Consider the following 18,777-nt stretch of genomic DNA (forward strand, 5'->3'; position numbering starts at 1 on the left):
CGCCTAGCGCGAGCCCGCCGGCTCGGACACGGAGTCCGGATGATGCGTGCGGGCGCGCCGCAGCGTCAAGACGAACAGCGCTCCGCCCGACGGCGCGTTGCGCGCTGTGAGCGCACCGCCCGCATCGCTCGCGATCGACGACGAGATCGCGAGGCCGAGGCCGAGCCCGCGCCCCATTTCCTTGGTCGTGAAGAACGGCTCGAACAGGCGCGGCAGCAGGTCGGGGGCAATACCGCTTCCGTTGTCGCGCACCTCGACGGCGAGCGTGGCCGCCGACACCGCGATCGTCACCTCGATCGCCGGCGCCGCGACGCCGGCCACCGCGTCGAGCGCGTTGCCGAGCAGGTTGATCAGTACCTGTTCGAGGCGCAGATCCTCGCAACGGGCGACGAGCTCGGGATAGTCGCGCGCCAGGTCGAGCGGCGCATCCTGCGCGGGCGACACGGTCGCGTCCTGCAGCGTCAGCGTGAGCGCGACGCCGCTCAGGCGCTCGCCAAGCAGCGACAGCACGCTGCGCAGCGCACGCACGACGAGCGCCTGCTCGTTGCGCGGCTTCGCGCGGCCGACGAACAGCTTCAGCTGGTTCGTGATCTTGCCCATCCGCTCGGTGAGCGCGGCGATCGCCTCGAGGTTCTCGCGCGCGGCCGCCTGCTCGCCGCGATCGAGCAGCACGCGCGTGTTGTCCGAGAAACTGCGCAGCGCCGCGAGCGGCTGGTTCAGTTCGTGCGTGATGCCGGCCGCCATCTGGCCGAGCGCGGCGAGCTTGCTCGCCTGGATCAGTTCGTCGTGCGCGGCGCGCAGCTCCTGCTCCGCGCGGATCCGGTCGCCGACTTCCTTCTGCAACTGCTCGTTCGCTTCCGACAGGTCGGCCGTGCGCTCCTCGACGCGCCGGTTCAGCTCCGCATACGCCTGCTGCAGCAGCGCGCGGCCGCGGATCATTTCACGCACGCGCGCGCGGCGCATCCGCCAGTAGAACGCGAGCAGCGCGACCGACACGAAGCCGAAACCGGTGACGATCGTCGCGTTGCGCGCATCGGCATCGACGGGCGCGATCGGCGCGAGCGTGACGAGCAGCCAGTCGGGCTCGCCGATCCGGCGCTTGCTCGCGAGGAATCGCGGCGCGCGCAAGCCCGGGCCTACGCCGGCCGCACCGAGGCGCACGATCTCCGCATCGGGGCCGAGCACCTGCTCGATGCGCAGCGGCAGCGGCGTGACGGGCTGCTGCGCGTACTGGCGCGTCTCGTAGATCGACGCGGCGACGGAGCCCGTCAGCGGCCGCAGCGTGTGGTACTTCCACGCGGGCACCGACGACAGGAACACGACGCCGTGGTCGTCCACGACGACGAGCGGCTCGGATGCATCGGCGCCCTGGAACCATTCGAGGTTGAGCTTCACGACGACCACGCCCGCGATCTTGCCGTCGCGCCACACGGGCTGCGAGATGTAGTAGCCGGGATCGCGCGAGATCGTGCCGATCCCGAAGAAGCGGCCGACCTGGCCGTTCATCGCATCGAGGAAATACGGGCGGAAGCGGTATTCGATCCCGACGAAGCTGTCGGGCGCGCGCCAGTTGCTGGCGGCGACACACAGGCCGTCCGCGCCGATCACGTAGGTGACGGTCGCGTGCGCGTGTTCGTTGAGGTCTTCGAGATAGCGATTGACGCGCCCTGTGTAGTCGGCGCGCGTCGGCTCGGCGAGCAGGTCCTGCACGTACGGATGGCTGCCGAGCAGATAGGGCAGCGACTCGTAGCGGTCGAGCGTGCTCTTGAGCGCGTTGGTGGTGCGGTCGACGCGCACCGCGGCGTTGCGCTGCAGCTCCGCGACGCCGCGCCGCCAGGTGATCGTCCACGTCAGCGTGCACGCCGCGGCGAGCGCGGCGGCAAGCACGACGAGAATGAGCAGACGACGCGTCACGGTCGAGGCTTCCTGGCGATGCGGATCGCCTATTGTGTCATAGGCCTCCGCCCTTCCGCCTCGAGCGCCGCGGCTCGCGCCGCCGGCGGGCGGTGCCGCCGCCTGCTCCTTCATGACGTCAGACGCCGGCGGTCTCGGTCGGCGTCACTTCGCCGCCGCCCGTCAGCGCCTGGCGCAGCTTGTTGCGGTCGAGCTCCTTCTCCCAGGCCGACACGACGACCGTCGCGACGCCGTTGCCGACGATGTTGGTCAGCGCACGGCATTCGCTCATGAAGCGGTCGATGCCGAGGATCAGCACCATGCCCGACAGCGGGATCGTCGGCACGACGGCCAGCGTCGCGGCGAGCGTGATGAAGCCCGCGCCCGTGACGCCGCTCGCGCCCTTCGACGTCAGCATCGCGACGGCCAGCAGCGTGAGCTGCTGCATCCACGTCAGTTCGATGTTGGTCGCCTGCGCGATGAACAGCACGGCCATCGTCATGTAGATGTTGGTGCCGTCGAGGTTGAACGAATAGCCGGTCGGCACGACGAGGCCGACGACCGAACGCGAGCAGCCGGCCTTCTCGAGCTTTTCCATCAGCTGCGGCAGCGCGGCTTCCGACGAGCTCGTGCCGAGCACGATCAGCAGCTCTTCCTTGATGTAGGACACGAAGCGGATGATCGAGAAGCCGGTGAAGCGCGCGATCGTGCCGAGCACGACGAGCACGAACACCACCGACGTCAGGTAGAAGGTGCCGATCAGCTTGAGCAGCGGCACCAGCGAGCCGACGCCGTACTTGCCGATCGTGAACGCCATCGCGCCGAACGCGCCGATCGGCGCCAGCTTCGTGACGATGTGCACGATGCCGAACAGCACGCGCGTGAGCCCGTCGATGAAGTCGGTGACGACCTTGCCGCGCTCGCCGAGGTGCGCGAGCACGCTGCCGAACAGCAACGCGATCAACAGGATCTGCAGGATCTCGCCTTGCGCGAACGCATCGACCATCGTGTTCGGGATGATGTGCATCAGGAAGTCGACCGTCGACTGCCCGTGCGCCTTCGCCGCGTACGACGCCACGGCCTTGCCGTCGAGCGTCGCCGGATCGATGTTGAAGCCGACGCCCGGACGCAGGATGTGCGTGGCCGCCAGGCCGAGCACCAGCGCGAAGGTCGACACGATCTCGAAGTACAGCAGCGCCTTGCCGCCGACGCGGCCGACCTTCTTCATGTCCTCCATGCCGGCGATGCCGGTGACGACCGTACAGAAGATGATCGGGCCGATCACCATCTTGATCAGCTTGATGAAGCCGTCGCCGAGCGGCTTCATGTCGGTGGCGATCGACGGATAGAAGTGGCCGAGGATCACGCCGACGATGATGGCGAAGATCACCTGCACATAGAGCACTTTGTAGAAGGGTTTCTTCTTCACGATGGTTCCTGCAGAAGTAGATGAGCCGATGGAAACGGCGTCACGCGCGCGGACGAATGTCACAGGGGAGATTCACTCGCCCGCGCGGCTGCCGTGCCGCAACAAGCGATGCCTCAGGACATCCGGAGGGGGAGGAAGGCAGTGGTCATCGATTGTCTCCTTGCTTGCTGTAGTAGTTCGGCCGGGGGGATGGCCGTGCGCTTTATATTGCAAGGTCGATGCCAGGTTCCTGAAACCCGTCAAGCCTTTGTATTCATTGTATTTCTCATAATGCGGCAGGCAAGGAAATCCGGGATTCCGGATTTCCGGAAAATATCCGTCCGGCGATCCGGACGGATGCATTCATTCATCAGATGAATCAGTGCTGCACGGCGCGGCCGGCCAGCACGCCCGTCTGCGCGTAGAACTCCTGCTGCGCGAACGCGTCGCGCTCGCGCCGCGCGCGCTCGCCGCGATCCGCGAGCGAGCCCGCAACGATCCCGATGAACGCGAGCGGCACCGACACGAGCGCCGGGTTGTCGAGGAACACCGGCGCGTGCGCATGGTGCAGCACGTCGACCCACACCGACTTCGACAGCACCGTGAGCGCGACCGCCGACACGAGGCCGAGGCCGCCGCCGAGCACCGCGCCGCGCGTCGTCATCCCGCGCCAGAAGATCGACATCGCGAGCACCGGGAAATTGGCGCTCGCGGCGACCGCCGCGACGAGGCCGACCATGAACGCGACGTTCACGTGCTCGAACAGGATCGACAGCCCGATCGCGACCGCCGACAGCGCGATCGTCGCCGCGCGCGAGATGCGCATCTCGACGCGCTCGTCGGGCTTGCCGCGCGCCCACATCTGCGCATACAGGTCGTGCGAGATCGTCGTTGCGCCGGCGAGCGTGAGGCCCGCGACCACCGCGAGGATCGTCGCGAACGTGACGGCCGCGATGAAGCCGTAGAACCAGTTCCCGCCGACCGCCTGCGCCAGCTTCACCGCGACCATGTTCGAGCCGCCGAGCAGATCGTGCGTCAGGTTGAACGTGCCGTTCGCGCCGAGCTTGAAGAACTCCGGATGCTGCGCGAGCAGCACGATCGCCGAGAAGCCGATCACGAAGGTCAGCAAATAGAAATAGCCGATGAAGCCGGTCGCATAGAGCACCGACTTGCGCGCCTCCTTCGCGTTCGGCACCGTGAAGAAGCGCATCAGGATGTGCGGGAAGCCGGCCGTGCCGAACATCAGCGCGATGCCGAGCGACAGCGCGTTGGCCGGATCGCGGATCAGCTTGCCGGGGCCCATGATCGACAGCGCGCCCGGATGCACGGCCACCGCGCGGCGGAACATCTCGTCGATGCTGAAGCCGAATTCGCTGAGCGCGAGCACGACGAGCAGCGTCGCGCCGCACAGCAGCAGCACGGCCTTGATCACCTGCACCCAGGTGGTGGCCGTCATCCCGCCGAAGAACACGTAGACCACCATCAGCACGCCGACGATCAGCTCGGCCGTGCCGTACGACAACCCGAACAGCAGCTGGATCAGCTTGCCCGCGCCGACCATCTGCACGACGAGGTACAGCACGACGATGGTCAGCGAATTCGCGGACGTCAGCAGCCGGATCTGCCGCTGCGCGAAGCGGTACGCGACGACGTCGACGAACGTGAACTTGCCGAGGTTGCGCAAGGGTTCCGCGATCAGGAACATCACGAACGGCCAGCCGACCAGAAAGCCGATCGAGTAGATGAGCCCGTCGAAGCCGAACATGAACACCATCCCCGACAGCCCGAGGAACGACGCGGCCGACATGTAGTCGCCCGCGATCGCGAGCCCGTTCTGCAGCCCGGTGATGCCGCCGCCGGCCGTGTAGAAGTCGCGTGTCGAGCGCGTGCGGCGCGCGGCCCAGCGCGTGAGCGCGAGCGTCGCGAACACGAACGCGAAGAACATCCCGATCGCGACCGGGTTCAGTTCGACCTTGTCGGGCATCGGGCCCGCGACCGATACCGCGTGCGCGGCGGAGGAAACGAGAACGGCAGGAACAGCGAGCGCGCCGAGCGCCATCGAGAGTCGTCGCATGTCGGCCTCCGTCACGAACGCTGCAGGATCGCGTCGACGCGGCGGTCGAACGCACGGTTCGCGCGCAGCACGTAGCACGCCGTCAGGCTGATCGCGACCAGGATGATCGCGACGCCCGTGGCGATCCCGACCGTCGTCGTCGCGCCGCGGTACAGCGGCGCGGCGAGCACGTGCGGCGCGAGCGCGACGAGCAGGATGAAGCCGTAGTACGTGGCGATCATCAGCGCCGTCAGCGTGAAGCTGAAGCGGCGCCGCGCCCGCACGAGCTGCTGGTAGTCACGGCGCGCCGTGACCGATTCGATGACGGAAAGCTCCATGGTGTCTCCATTTCCGCCTCGTCATTGCGAGGGGTGTCTTGTGGAATGGCCGGCGCGCGTCCACTGCTCCGCCCGCGCCGCGGCGGCAACCGATGAAACGCGTTACACGACGCGATCCGCCCGCAACCGCGCGACGTCCTCCGCCGACATCCCGAGCCAGCCGCCGAGCACCGCCTCCGTATCGGCACCGAGCACCGGCGGCGCACCGCGCACCGGCAACCGCGCGCCATCGAACCGGTACGGCGGCGCCAGCACGTCGACGCCGCCCGCGACCGGGTGCGGCTGCCGCGTGACGAGCCCCGCGCGCGTCGCGCGTTCCGACTTCAGCGCCTCGTGCAGCCCGAGCACTTCGCCGCACGGAATGCCCGCCTCGGCGAGCGCCGCGAGCAACGTCGCGCGCGACCGGCGGGCGAGTTCACGACCAATCTCCGGCAGCAGCTCAGCGCGGTTTTCCGAGCGGCCGAGGTTGGTCTTGTAACGCGTGTCGGCTGCGAGGTCAGGCCGTTCGATCACCGCGCAGAAGCGCGCGAACTGCGCGTTGTTGCCGACCGTGATCACGAACGGGCCATCGGCCGCGTCGAACACGCCGTACGGCACGACCGACGGATGCGCGTTGCCGTAGCGCGGCGGGTCCTCGCCCATCAGCAGCGCGTCGAGCCCGTAGTACGCGGTGATCATCAGCCCGCAGTCGAACAGCGCCATTTCGATGCGCCGCCCGCGCCCCGTCGCATGGCGCTCGTACAGCGCGGCGAGGATCGCCTGCGCCGAATACATGCCGGTGAACAGGTCGACCGCCGCGACGCCGAACTTCAGCGGCGGCTGGCCGGCCTCGCCGTTCAGCGCCATCAGCCCGGCCTCGCCCTGCACGACGAGGTCGTAGCCGGGCCGCGCGGCCTCGGCGCCCGAGCGGTCGTAGCCGGAGATCGCGCAGTGCACGACGCGCGGATTCAGTTCGGCCAGCGCGTCGTAGCCGAGTCCGAGCTTTTCCGCGCCGCCGAACTTGAAGTTGTGGAGCACCACGTCGGCCTGCGCGGCCAGCTCGCGCGCGAGCCGCCGCCCGTCTTCAGTCTGCAGGTCGAGACAGATCGAGCGCTTGCTGCGGTTCACGCTGTTGAAGTAGGTCGTCTCGGTGGCGCCGATCCTCAAGCCCCAGTCGCGCGTATCGTCGCCGCGCGCCGGATGCTCGACCTTGATCACTTCCGCGCCGAAATCGGCGAGCACCATCGCGCACCACGGGCCCGCGAGCACGCGCGAGAAATCGAGCACCTTCACGCCGGCCAGCGGCAATGCGCGCGATTCGTTCGTCATCCTTGTCTCCTCCGTTCGCGTCGTTCGTCTTTACTGTTTCGACAGTGCGATGTAGCGCGCGAGGTGATGATCCTCGTCGCCGAGCTGGTGATCGATCATCACGAGGCGCTTCGCGTAGTGCGACAGCGGCAGCTCCCACGTCATCCCGATCCCACCGTGCAGCTGGATGCTCTCCTCGGCGACGAGCGTGCCGATCCGGCCGATCGTGTACTTCGCCGCCGCGAGCGCACGTTCGCGCACCCCGCGCGGCGCATCGAGCTGCGCGGCCGCGTTGATCACGGCCGAGCGCGCCTGCTCGACTTCGAGCAGCAGGTCGGCCATCCGGTGCTGCAGTGCCTGGAAGCTGCCGATCGGCAAGCCGAACTGCTTGCGCGTGCGCAGGTAGTCGAGCGTGTGTTCCTTCGCGACGTCCATCGCGCCGAGCGCCTCCGCCGACAGCGCGAGCAATCCGTAGCCGAGCACGCGTTCGAGCAGTTCGACGCCCGCTTCACCTTCGTGCGCGCCGAGCGCGGCATCGGCCGGCAGCACGACGCGTTCGAAGCGCACCTCGGCCGCGCGGCCGCCGTCGATCTTCCGGTAGTCGCGCAGCGATACGCCCGGCGCATCGGCCGGCACGACGAACAGGCCGATGCCGGCCGCATCGTCGTCGTGACCCGACACGCGCGCGCTGACGACGAAGAATGCCGCTTGCGCGGCCTGGTCGACGACGCCCTTCGCGCCCGTCAGCACCCAGCCGGCGCCCGAGCGGTCGGCGCGCGTGCGCACGGTCGTCAGTTCGTAGTGCGAGCCCGGCTCGTCGTGCGCGAACGCGGCGCTCGCGCTGCCGTCGATCAGCGCCGCGAGCCGGTCGCGATGCGCGGCGCCGCCGGCGAGCGACAGCGCACGTCCCGCGAGCAGCGCGCCGAGGAACGGCTCGACGACGAGCCCGCGCCCGAGGCATTCGAACACCACGGCGATGTCGAAGCCCGCGCCGCCGAACCCGCCGTCGGCTTCGGCAAACAGCGCGCCGACCGTGCCGAGTTCGGCAAAGCGCTGCCACATCGCACGATCGAACCCCTCGGCCGACTGCGCGATGCGATCGCGCACCGGGAACGCGTACTGTTCGGCGATGAAGCGGTTCAACGTATCCGCCAGCATCCGGCGGTCTTCTGTGTGCTGGAAATCCATCGTCGCGTCCCTCGTTACAGCCCGAGCATCATCTTCGCGATGATGTTCTTCTGGATTTCGTTCGAGCCGCCGAAGATCGACAGCTTCCGGTTGTTGAAGTACTGCTGTGCGGCGCTCGCGGCGTCGTCCGGGCCAACCGGCTCGCCGTCGTAATCGGCATCGAGCGCTTCCTCGACGAACGGCTGCGCGTACGGCCCCATCGCGCGCCGCATCAGCGCGGTGATCTCCTGGCGGATCTGCGTGCCGCGGATTTTCAGCATCGAGCTTTCCGCGCCCGGCGCGCCGCCGCCCGCGACCGCGGCCAGCACGCGCAGGTTAGTCGTGCGCATGTTCTCGAGTTCGATCTCGACCCGCGCGACGCGCGCCGCGAAGAACGGATCGTCCGCGAGCGGCCGGCCGTTCTTCGTGACCTTCGCGGCCACCGCGCGCAACCGGTCGAGCGCGGCCGTCGAGAAGCCGATTCCCGCGATGTTGGTGCGCTCGTACGTGAGCAGGTATTTCGCGTAGGTCCAGCCGCGGTTCTCCTCGCCGACGAGGTTGGCCGCCGGCACGCGCACGTCGGTGAAGAACACCTCGTTCACTTCGTGCTCGCCGTCGAGCGTGACGATCGGGCGCACCTCGACGCCCGGCGTGTTCATGTCGATCAGCAGGAAGCTGATGCCTTCCTGCTTGCGCACGTCGATCGCGGTGCGCACGAGGCAGAAGATCATGTTCGCGTAGTGGCCGAGCGTGGTCCACGTCTTCTGGCCGTTCACGAGATAGTGCTCGCCCTGCGCGTCGATCCCGCGCACCGCGCTCGTCTTCACCGCCGCGAGATCGGAACCGGCGCCCGGCTCCGAGTAGCCCTGGCACCACCAGTCGGTGCCGTCGAGGATGCGCGGCAGCCAGTGGCGCTGCTGCGCGTCGTTGCCGTACTTGATCAGCACGGGGCCGAGCATGTTCACGCCGAACGGCACGATGCGCGGCGCACCCGCGAGCGCGCATTCGTTGTCGAACAGGAACTTCTGCGCGACGCTCCAGCCGGGGCCGCCGAATTCGCGCGGCCAGTGGCTCGCGAGCCAGCCGCGCGCGTTGAGGATCGCGTGCCATTCGCGCATGTCGTCGCGCGTGAGATGCAGGCCGCCCTTCACCTTGCGCGCGATGCGCGCGGGCAGTTCGGCTCGCAGGAAGCGCTGCACTTCCGTGCGGAAGGCTTCCTCTTCGGGAGTGAAATTGAGGTCCATCTTCGGTCCGTGGCGAATGCGGTGGGCGTTCAGTCGATGCGGTTCAAGCTCGCGAAATCCGCGCCGCGCGCGACGAGATCGACGAGCAGCGGCGACGGCTTCCAGAACAGCGGATCTTCCTTCGCGAACGCGCGGATATCGGCGAGCACGTTCGCGAGGCCGACCGTGTCCGCGTAATGCATCGGGCCGCCGCGATAGCGCGGGAAGCCGTAGCCGTGCAGGAACACCGCATCGACATCGAGCGGGCGCAGCGCGATCTTCTCGTGCACGACGTTCGCGCCTTCGTTGATCATCGCGGCGAGGTAGCGGCGCAGGATCTCGTCGTCGGTGAACGTGCGCGGCGTGACGCCCTTCTTCGCGCGTTCTTCCGCGACGATCGCCTCGACTTCCGGGTCCGGCGTGCCGACACGCGCGCCGTCCGGATACAGGTAGTAGCCGCGCGCGGTCTTCTGGCCGAACCAGCCGCGCTCGCACAGCCGGTCGGAAATTTCCACGTAGCGCGCACGCGGGTCGCGTGTCGCCGCGCGGCGCTTGCGGGTCGCCCAGCCGATGTCGCCGCCCGCGAGGTCGACGACCTGGAACGGCCCCATCGGGAAGCCGAATTCGCGCACCGCGCGATCGATCTGGTAAGGCGACGCACCGTCTTCCATCAGGGTGTCGGCCGCCGTGCGATAGACCGCGAGGATCCGGTTGCCGATGAAGCCGTCGCACACGCCGGCGCGCACCGGCGTCTTCTTCAGCTGCTTCGCCAGCGCGAACGCGGTCGCGACGACGTCCGCGCTCACGCGCGCCGGCACGACGATCTCGAGCAGCTTCATCACGTTGGCCGGCGAGAAGAAATGCAGGCCGATCACGTCGGCCGGCCGGTCGATGCTGGCGGCCAGCGCGTCGATGTCGAGATACGACGTGTTGGTCGCGAGCACCGCGCCCGGCTTGCACACGCGCGCGAGTTCGGCGAACACGGCCTGCTTGACGGCCATGTCCTCGAATACGGCCTCGATCACGACGTCGGCCTGCGCGAGCGCGTCGTACGACGTGCTGCCCTTGAAGCGTGCGAGCCGCGCCGCGTGTGCGGCCGGCGTCATCCGCCCTTTCGCGACGAGGCCGTCATATACCTTCTCGACGTGCGCGCGGCCACGTGCGAGCGATGCTTCGTCGCGTTCGATCATCGTCACCGGCAGCCCGGCGTCGAGCGCCGCGACCGCGATGCCCGCGCCCATCGTGCCGCCGCCGACCACGCCGATCCGCTCGACCGGCCGCGCGCTCGCGCGCCGCGCCTCGGGCGCCTTCGCCGCTTCGCGCTCCGCGAAGAACGCATGCACGAGGCCCGCGCGCTGCGGGCTGTCGATGCACTGCAGGAACAGGCTGCGCTCGAGCTTCATCCCCGCGTCGAACGACTGCGTGAGCGCGGCCTCGACCGCGTCGACGATCTTCGCCGGCGAGAACAGGCCACGCGATTTCTTCGGCAGTTCCGCGTGCGCCGCATCGATCGCGGCCTGCGCGGCCACGCGATCGGCGAGCCCCCGCGCATCGCGCGTGCGGCGCACCGGCGCGCCGAGCGACACGAGTTCCTGCGCGTACGCGAGGCCTTCGGCGAGCGTGTCGTCGCTATGCGCGACGCGGTCGACGAGGCCCAGCACGAGCGCTTCGTCCGCGCTCACATGACGCCCGGTCAGCATCAGGTCGAGCGCGGCCTTCGCACCGATCAGGCGCGGCGCGCGCTGCGTGCCGCCTGCGCCCGGCAGCAGGCCGAGCGTGACTTCGGGCAGCCCGAGCTTCGTGCCGGGTACCGCGAGCCGGTAATGCGCGGCGAGCGCGACTTCGAGGCCGCCGCCGAGCGTCGCGCCGTGCAGCGCGACCACGACCGGCTTCGTGCCCGATTCGATCCGCTCGCATACATCCGGCAGCGACGGCGGCACGATCGGCTTGCCGAATTCGCGGATGTCGGCGCCCGCGATGAAGTTGCGGCCGGCGCCGACGATCAGCACCGCGCGGATCGCGTCGTCGGCCTGCGCGGCGTCGAGCGCGTCGGCGAGGCCGCGCCGCACCACGGCGGACAGCGCGTTGACGGGCGGATGGTCGATCGTGACGACGAGCACCTTGTCGCGCCGTTCGCGCGTGACGGTGCCGGCCGGGCTGGCGGGGGAAGCGGGTGAATTCATCGTGTCTCCTTGACGCGGCGGCGGGTGCGTCGACGCCGGTTCGTGGCTCACGGCCACGCGAGCGGCGCCGGGGCACAGGCCCCGGTCCCGCACGAAGCGGGACAAGATCCGGCCGTATGCCGGGCATGACCTGATTCTCGATTGATCGAGATTCATTGACAATTCCCTCCCGCTTTTACAAGCTGTCAAGTCTGACTTGACACTGAATGCTTCCGACCATTAAAGGGGCGAACCAGGAGACGCGACGCATGGACCTGAACGCGCTGACGCTGCTCGTCGAGATCCTCGATGCCGGCAATCTCAGCAAGGCCGCGCAGCGGCTCAAGATGAGCCGCGCAAACGTCAGCTACCGGCTGAACCAGCTCGAGCGCTCGATCGGCCAGCAGCTCGTGCGGCGCACGACGCGGCGCATCGAGCCGACCGAGATCGGGTTGAAGCTGTACGAGCACGGCCGGCGCATCCGCAACGAACTGCTCGCCGCGCAGGAATCGGTGACGACGCTCGGCCAGGACCTGCAGGGCCGCGTGCGGCTGTCGGTGCCGAGCGGCTACGGGCAGATGGTGATGTCCGACTGGCTGCTCGCGTTCAAGCGGCTGCATCCGGGCATCGTGCTCGACGTCGTGTTCGAGAACCGCGTGGAAGACCTGATGCGCGACGAGATCGACATCGCGGTGCGCGTGATGCCGGAGCCGCCGCAGAACCTCGTCGCGCGCGACATGGGCGCGGTGCGCTACGTCGCGTGCGCATCCGCCGCATTCGCGGCCGAGCACGGGATGCCGGCGAGCCTCGACGCGCTGTCGGCCGCCCCCGTCGTCACCGCGACGGTAATGGGCCGGCAGCTCAGGATCGCCGCGTATCTCGGCGACGAGCGCCACGAGGTGCTGCTCGAGCCCACGCTGGTTTCGGAGAACTTCCTGTTCCTGCGGCAGGCGATCCTCGGCGGGATCGGCGTCGGCATCGTGCCCGACTACGTGATGCAGGACGACATCCGGCGCGGCACGGTCGTCACGTCGCTCGACGCGTACCGGCTCAGCATCTTCGGCACGCACATGTACATGCTCTACATGCCGAACCGGCACCACACGCGCGCGACGTCGACGTTCATAGAGTTCATCCTCGAACAGGCCGGAAAGACCGGCCGGGGCGGGCCCGGCGCGCTGCGTCAGGGTTTCCTGTCGGGTGACAAGCCGCCGGGCGCGCGGCGACAATAGCGCGCCGGGGCGGGCAGCCGCGTTGCGCCGGCACCGTCGCCTCCTTCGAATTCACTGCTGCCGAGGGTTCAATGTTCGACCGGATTCGTCCGCATTCGCGCCCCTGGACGCTGCTCGCCGCCGTCGCGCTCGTCGCGTTCAACGCCGGCTGCACGTCCCCGTCCACGCCGCCGTCGGGTGCGGTGGTGCCCGTCGCCGCCGCCTCGGGCGCCGCCGTGCCGCTGCCCGGCTTCCACGCGCCCGAGTTGTCGTCCGGCTGGACCGACAAGCCGGGCTGGACCTCGCAGCACGTCATGATCGCCGCCGCGAACCCGCTCGCGACGCAGGCCGGCTTCGACATGCTGAAGGCCGGCGGCACCGCGATCGACGCGGCGATCGCCACGCAGATGGTGCTCGCGCTCGTCGAGCCGCAATCGTCGGGGATCGGCGGCGGCGCGTTCATGCTGTACTTCGACGGCAAGGCAACGCAGGCCTACGACGGCCGCGAAACCGCGCCGGCCGCTGCCACCGACCGCCTGTTCTACGGGCCGACCGGCCAGCCGATGAGCTTCTACGAAGGTGTCGTCGGCGGGCGCTCGGTCGGCACGCCGGGCGTGCTGCGCATGCTCGACGCCGCGCATCGCGCGCACGGCAAGCTGCCGTGGCGCCGGCTGTTCCAGCCGGCGATCCGGCTCGCCGAGCACGGCTTCACGATCAGCCCGCGGCTCGCGGCACTGATCGCCAATGACAAGTACCTGAAGAACGACCCGGCCGCCCGTGCGTACTTCTACAACCCGGACGGCACGCCGAAGGCCGCCGGCACGGTGCTGAAGAACCCCGCGCTCGCGACCGTGCTGCGCCAGGTCGCCGACCGTGGTGCGAACGCGTTCTACAGCGGCGCGATCGCGCGCGACATCGTCACGAAGGTGCGCAAGCACCCGACCAACCCGGGCCTGCTGTCGCTGCAGGATCTCGCGCGCTACAAGGCGAAGGTGCGTGCGCCGCTGTGCGCCGACTACCGACGCTCGGTCGTGTGCGGGATGCCGCCGCCGTCGTCGGGCGGCCTCGCGATCGCGCAGATGCTCGGCATCCTCGAAGCGATGCCCGACTGGCAGCAGATCGGCGCGCAGAAGCCGGTGCGCAACGACGTCGGCTACGAGCCGACCCCGTTCGCCGCGCACCTGTTCAGCGAAGCCGGGCGCCTCGCGTATGCGGACCGCGCGCGCTATGTCGCCGATCCCGATTTCGTGCCGCTGCCGGGCGGCAGCTGGGCGAGCCTCATCGACAAGACCTATCTCGCGCAGCGCGCGCACCTGATCGGCGACAGCAGCATGGGCGTCGCGCAGGCCGGCACGCCGCAGGGCGCGACGCTCGCGATGGCCGACGACCGCAGCCCCGAGCTGCCGTCGACGTCCGACATCGCGATCGTCGACCGCTACGGCCAGGCGCTGTCGATGACGACCAGCATCGAGGACGCGTTCGGTTCGCGGCTGATGGTGCGCGGCTTCATGCTGAACAACCAGCTCACCGATTTCTCGTTCGTGTCTAACGACAACGGCCGGCCGGTCGCGAACCGCGTGCAGGCCGGCAAGCGGCCGCGCTCGGCGATGTCGCCGGAGCTGGTGTTCGACAAGAAGACGAAGCAGGTGACGATGATCGTCGGCTCGGCCGGCGGCCCCGCGATCATCAATCACGTCACGAAGACGCTGGTCGGCGTGCTCGACTGGGGGATGACGATGCAGCAGGCGATCGCGCTGCCGAACTTCGGGTCGATGAACGGGCCGACGCAGCTCGAACGCGGCCGCGTGTCGGAAGCACTCGCCGACGGGCTCAAGGGCCGCGGGCACGACGTGCAGGTCGTCGAGATGAATTCGGGGCTGCAGGGGATCCAGCGGCTGAACGTGCAGGGGCAGACGGTGTGGTTCGGCGGCGCGGATCCGCGGCGCGAAGGCATGGCGATGGGGGAATGAGGGTCCCCGGGCGTGGCGGCGCGGCCCGCCACGCGATGTCGTCCGGCCGCCTGGCCGTGACGACGCGTTGGCGTGCCCGACGCGCGCGGACCGCTCCCTGTCCGCTCGCTCGGTTCATCCTGCGCATCGTGCTCGACGCACGCATGTGTCCCGCACCATCCGCATCAATTTCGTATTCGTCTCATCGACGGCCCTTGCGTCAATCCGTATAGTCGGCCGCTCGTATCGGCGTAGTCCTATCCAGGCAGGTCGTCGGCAGCGACGGCATGTTGCCGCCATCCTCGACGACACCATCACGCAGCCAACGCGCCGCCAGGAAAAGGACACGTCGGTATCGTGACGGCGCCTCGTCAGCCTGCGTCGACCAACACCCCACATTAATAAGGACTACGACCAATAAAATGGCCAGCATTCCCCTCCGCACTTCCGGTCGCTCGCACCGCGCCGCTTGCGCCACCCGCCTCTCGAAACTCGCCATCGCCATTGCCGTGCTTGCACCGGGCTACGGTCAGGCTGCCGATCTGGTGCTGGAGAATCTCATCGTCAATGGTGGTACGGGCGGCACGCCGACTGCCTCGGGAGCCGGCTCGATTGCCATCGGGCCCGGTGCGAAGGCAAACGGCGAGACCGGCGGCGATTACTCGGCCATCGCGATCGGCGCGGTGGCCAGCGCCAATGGCCAAGCCACGATTGCGATCGGTGAAAGGGCCAGCGTTCACGGCGACCGGTCGAGCGCGTTCGGCGTATCGTCGAGCGTCACTGCGAACCGCGCGCTCGCGCTCGGCGCGGACACGAAAGTGACCGCGCACGATTCGGTGGCACTGGGCCAGGGCAGCGTCGCCGACCGCGCGAAGACCGTCTCGATCGGCCAGGCCGGCAACGAGCGCCAGCTCGTCAATCTCCGCGCCGGCACGAAGGATACCGACGCGGTCAACCTGTCGCAGCTCAAACCGGTCGTCGAGGCGCTCGGCGGCGATGCCGCGATCAACGCGGACGGGAGTGTGCGCGGCCCGAACTACAAGATCGACGGCCAGTCGTTCAACGACGTCGGCAGTGCGCTGACGAATCTCGACGAACGCGCCAGGACCAACACGCAATCGATCACGACGCTCGACGGCCGTGTCACGAACATCGAAGGCGACGTCAAATCCATTCGCGTCGACGTCGACGATCTCGGCACGCGCCTCGACAACGGCGCCACCGGCCTCGTCCGGCAGGACCCCGCGAGCCTCGCGATCTCGATCGGCGCGAACAAGGGCGGCACGTCGGTAAGCCTCGCCGGTACGGACGGCACGCGCGTACTGACCGGACTGTCGAACGGTGTCGACGACACCGACGCCGTGACCATCGCGCAGTTGAAGGCGACCGGCCTGATCGACCCGAACGGCAAGCAGCTCGGTGCGCTCGTGTACGACGATCTGACACTCGCCCGCGCGACGCTCGGCGGTGTCGGCGGCACGCTGCTTGCCAACGTCGCGCCCGGCCTGATCGCAGCGGGCAGCCTGGAAGCCGTCAACGGCGGGCAACTCTTCACGATGCAGCAGAAGATCGACTTGCTCGATACGCGCCTGACGAACTTCGAGAACGACAAACCCACGAGCCCGCCGCCCGGCGGCAACCACGGCAACGACTTCGCGCAGCTCGGCGACGGCTCCGGCGCAACGGGATCGAACTCGCTTGCACTCGGGCAGAACTCGAAGGCATCCGGTGACGACAGTCTCGCGCTCGGCAACAACTCGACGGCATCGGGCAACAACTCGGTCGCGCTCGGCAACAACTCCGTCGCCGATCGCGACGACACGGTCTCCGTCGGCGCACCGGGCCAGGAGCGGCAGATCACCAACGTCAAGGCAGGTACCGCGCCGACCGATGCCGTGAACGTGCAGCAGTTGCACGACCAGATCGGCAGCGTGCGTAACGACATCGACCACTATCGTCGCGACGCCAGCGGCGGCATCGCGTCCGCCGTCGCCATCGCGAACCTGCCGCAGGCGTCGCTGGCTGGCGAAAGCATGGTCTCGATCGCCGGCGGCACGTACAGCGGGCAGTCGGCCGTCGCGTTCGGCCTGTCCACCGCCACGCGCAACGGGCGCTGGGTGGTCAAGGCATCCGGTTCCACCAATACGCGCGGCACGGTTGCGGTCGGCGCCGGCGCCGGGTATCGCTGGTAAGTCGTCCTCTCGCAGTCGCCGGCATCATGCGACAGGGGCCGGGCTTCGCTCGACGCGAAGCCCGGCCCCTCTTTCCTTCGCGGTGCGGAGCAATCGACCTGCGTCGCGCCCCGGTTCGACTCGCCGCCTATCCGCGCCCCTTCCACGGCACGATCCGCCGCTCGACCCATCGCATCGCGAGATCGAACAGCCACGCGATCGCGCCGATGATCAGGATCCCCATCACGACGATGTCGGTGCGCAGGAAGCTCGACGCGTTGAGCACCATCTGCCCGAGCCCGGCGGTCGCAGCGACCATCTCGGCCGCGACGAGCGTCGTCCAGCCGAAGCCGATCGCGATCCGCAGCCCGGTGAGAATCTCCGGCAACGCGGCCGGCAGCACGACGTGGCGCACGATCTGCGCGAAACTGCCGCCGAGCGAATACGCGGCGTTGATCTGTTCGACCGTCGCCGCGCGCACGCCGGCGCGCGCAGCCATCGCAATCGGCGCGAAACATGCGAGGAAGATCACGACGAGCTTCGCCGTTTCGTCGATGCCGAACCAGATCACGACGAGCGGCAGGTACGCGAGCGGCGGCAGCGGCCGGTAGAACTCCAGCAGCGGATCGAGCACGCCGCGCGCGACGCGGCTCACGCCCATCAGGATGCCGGCCGGCACGCCGATCACGGTCGCGAACAGGAACGCACCGAACACGCGCGCCGCACTCCACAGCAGGTGCTCGGACAACGGCAGCCCACCCTGAATGCGACCATGCCACGCATCGACGAATGCCGTCCAAACGGCTTCCGGCGAGGGCAGGAACAGCGGCGGCAGCCACTGACGATGCGTGGCAACCCACCACAGCACGGCCAGCACCGCGACCGTCGCCGTGCTCAAGGCCGCCGTCTTCCCCTCCCCCGGCAACCGGTAGCGGCGCGACGACGGCGCACGACGCTCCGTCGCTCGAGCCTGCGTGCGATCACCCTGCTCGACACCTGCGGCCGTTCCGTCGGCCGCCCACGAATCCTGCGTGCTCATGCTGTCCTGCCTGTGCAAAGTGCTGATCCGACCGCGTCCGACCGACGCGCCGTGTCGCGCGAGTTCATGCATCACGCGGCCGCCTCGGCCGCTTCGTCGCGATGCAGGTACGCGATCAGCCGCTCGCGCCACGCGATGAAATCCGGTGACGACTTCACCGCGCGCGCATCGCGCGATTCGACGTAGCGGCGCGCGAACGGCAGTTCGAAGGTTTCCGCGATCCGTCCGGGGCCGGGCGTCATCACGACGAGACGCGTCGCGAGGAACAGCGCCTCCTCGACATCGTGCGTGATAAAGAACACCGTCTTGCCGGTACGCGCCCATACGTCGAGCACGAGCGCCTGCATCGTGCCGCGCGTCATCGCGTCGAGCGCGCCCATCGGCTCGTCCATCAGCAGCACGCGCGGGTCGCTTGCGAGCGCGCGCGCGATGCCGACACGCTGCTGCATCCCGCCCGACAGCTCGTACACGCGCGCATGCGCATGACCGTCGAGCCCGACGAGCGCGAGCATCTCCCGCGCCCGCGCTTCGCGCTCGGCCTTCGACACGCGTGCGAAGCGCAGCCCGAGCGCGACGTTGTCGAGCACGTCGAGCCACGGCAGCAGCGCGTACTTCTGGAACACGACGCCGCGATCGGCGCCGGGGCCCGTGACCGGCACATCGTCGACCCGCACCTCGCCGGTCGTCGGCGCGACGAAGCCGGCCATGCAGTTCAGCAATGTCGTCTTGCCGCACCCGGACGCGCCGAGCGCGACGACGAATTCACCGGCATCGATGCGCAGGTCGACGCGCGCGAGCGCCTGCGTCGTCGGCCTGCCGCGCTCGCCCGGATAGGCGACCGATACCTGACGGACTTCCAGCGTGCTCATGATCGAA

Annotated in this window: 13 protein-coding genes; 3 read left to right on the forward strand and 10 right to left on the reverse strand. The window is 68.9% G+C overall.

Going from position 1 to position 18,777, the window contains the following annotated elements; genetic code table 11:
* Positions 1 to 3: 3 nt before the first annotated feature.
* From CFB41_RS15285 to CFB41_RS15320, 8 genes are all read right to left on the reverse strand, one after another.
* Positions 4 to 2,028, reverse strand: a complete 2,025-nt coding sequence (locus CFB41_RS15285; RefSeq protein WP_089456985.1) for an ATP-binding protein — start codon at positions 2,026 to 2,028, stop codon at positions 4 to 6.
* Positions 2,029 to 2,032: 4 nt separating this feature from the next.
* On the reverse strand, positions 2,033 to 3,322 hold the full coding sequence (locus tag CFB41_RS15290; RefSeq protein WP_089456986.1) for a dicarboxylate/amino acid:cation symporter: 1,290 nt from the start codon (positions 3,320 to 3,322) through the stop codon (positions 2,033 to 2,035).
* A gap of 358 nt (positions 3,323 to 3,680) precedes the next feature.
* Positions 3,681 to 5,375 carry a cation acetate symporter gene (locus tag CFB41_RS15295; protein ID WP_089457211.1) on the reverse strand — a complete coding sequence of 565 codons (1,695 nt, stop codon included), beginning with the start codon at positions 5,373 to 5,375 and terminating at the stop codon, positions 3,681 to 3,683.
* Between the two features lie 11 nt (positions 5,376 to 5,386).
* Complete coding sequence (locus tag CFB41_RS15300; protein ID WP_011353318.1) at positions 5,387 to 5,692, reverse strand: DUF485 domain-containing protein; 306 nt, start codon at positions 5,690 to 5,692, stop codon at positions 5,387 to 5,389.
* Between the two features lie 102 nt (positions 5,693 to 5,794).
* Positions 5,795 to 7,000: a CaiB/BaiF CoA-transferase family protein gene (locus tag CFB41_RS15305; RefSeq protein WP_089456987.1), complete on the reverse strand. Its 1,206-nt coding sequence runs from the start codon at positions 6,998 to 7,000 to the stop codon at positions 5,795 to 5,797.
* Positions 7,001 to 7,030: 30 nt separating this feature from the next.
* Complete coding sequence (locus CFB41_RS15310) at positions 7,031 to 8,167, reverse strand: acyl-CoA dehydrogenase family protein (protein ID WP_089456988.1); 1,137 nt, start codon at positions 8,165 to 8,167, stop codon at positions 7,031 to 7,033.
* Between the two features lie 14 nt (positions 8,168 to 8,181).
* A complete protein-coding gene (locus CFB41_RS15315; protein WP_089456989.1) occupies positions 8,182 to 9,390 on the reverse strand; it encodes an acyl-CoA dehydrogenase family protein in 1,209 nt (402 codons plus the stop codon).
* A 29-nt stretch (positions 9,391 to 9,419) separates the two neighbouring features.
* Entirely contained in the window at positions 9,420 to 11,552 is a 2,133-nt protein-coding gene (locus CFB41_RS15320) for a 3-hydroxyacyl-CoA dehydrogenase NAD-binding domain-containing protein (protein WP_089456990.1), read from the reverse strand.
* 248 nt (positions 11,553 to 11,800) lie between these two features.
* Here CFB41_RS15320 and CFB41_RS15325 point away from each other — a divergent pair, with 248 nt between their 5' ends.
* From CFB41_RS15325 to CFB41_RS15335, 3 genes are all read left to right on the forward strand, one after another.
* On the forward strand, positions 11,801 to 12,763 hold the full coding sequence (locus CFB41_RS15325; protein ID WP_089456991.1) for a LysR family transcriptional regulator: 963 nt from the start codon (positions 11,801 to 11,803) through the stop codon (positions 12,761 to 12,763).
* Between the two features lie 71 nt (positions 12,764 to 12,834).
* Entirely contained in the window at positions 12,835 to 14,712 is a 1,878-nt protein-coding gene (gene ggt, locus CFB41_RS15330) for a gamma-glutamyltransferase (protein WP_089456992.1), read from the forward strand.
* 266 nt (positions 14,713 to 14,978) lie between these two features.
* Positions 14,979 to 16,883 (forward strand): YadA family autotransporter adhesin, encoded by a 1,905-nt coding sequence (locus CFB41_RS15335; RefSeq protein WP_256941057.1) that lies wholly within the window; start codon positions 14,979 to 14,981, stop codon positions 16,881 to 16,883.
* A gap of 127 nt (positions 16,884 to 17,010) precedes the next feature.
* On the opposite strand, the gene CFB41_RS15340 is transcribed toward CFB41_RS15335, so the two are convergent.
* Together CFB41_RS15340 and CFB41_RS15345 are read right to left on the reverse strand one after the other, a co-directional pair.
* Positions 17,011 to 17,973 (reverse strand): ABC transporter permease subunit, encoded by a 963-nt coding sequence (locus CFB41_RS15340; RefSeq protein WP_089456994.1) that lies wholly within the window; start codon positions 17,971 to 17,973, stop codon positions 17,011 to 17,013.
* A complete protein-coding gene (locus CFB41_RS15345) occupies positions 17,973 to 18,770 on the reverse strand; it encodes a taurine ABC transporter ATP-binding protein (RefSeq protein WP_089456995.1) in 798 nt (265 codons plus the stop codon). The genes CFB41_RS15340 and CFB41_RS15345 overlap by 1 nt, the downstream gene beginning before the upstream one ends.
* Positions 18,771 to 18,777 lie beyond the last annotated feature (7 nt).

The organism is Burkholderia sp. AU33803 (assembly GCF_002223095.1).
In the GTDB taxonomy this organism is placed as follows: Bacteria; Pseudomonadota; Gammaproteobacteria; order Burkholderiales; family Burkholderiaceae; genus Burkholderia.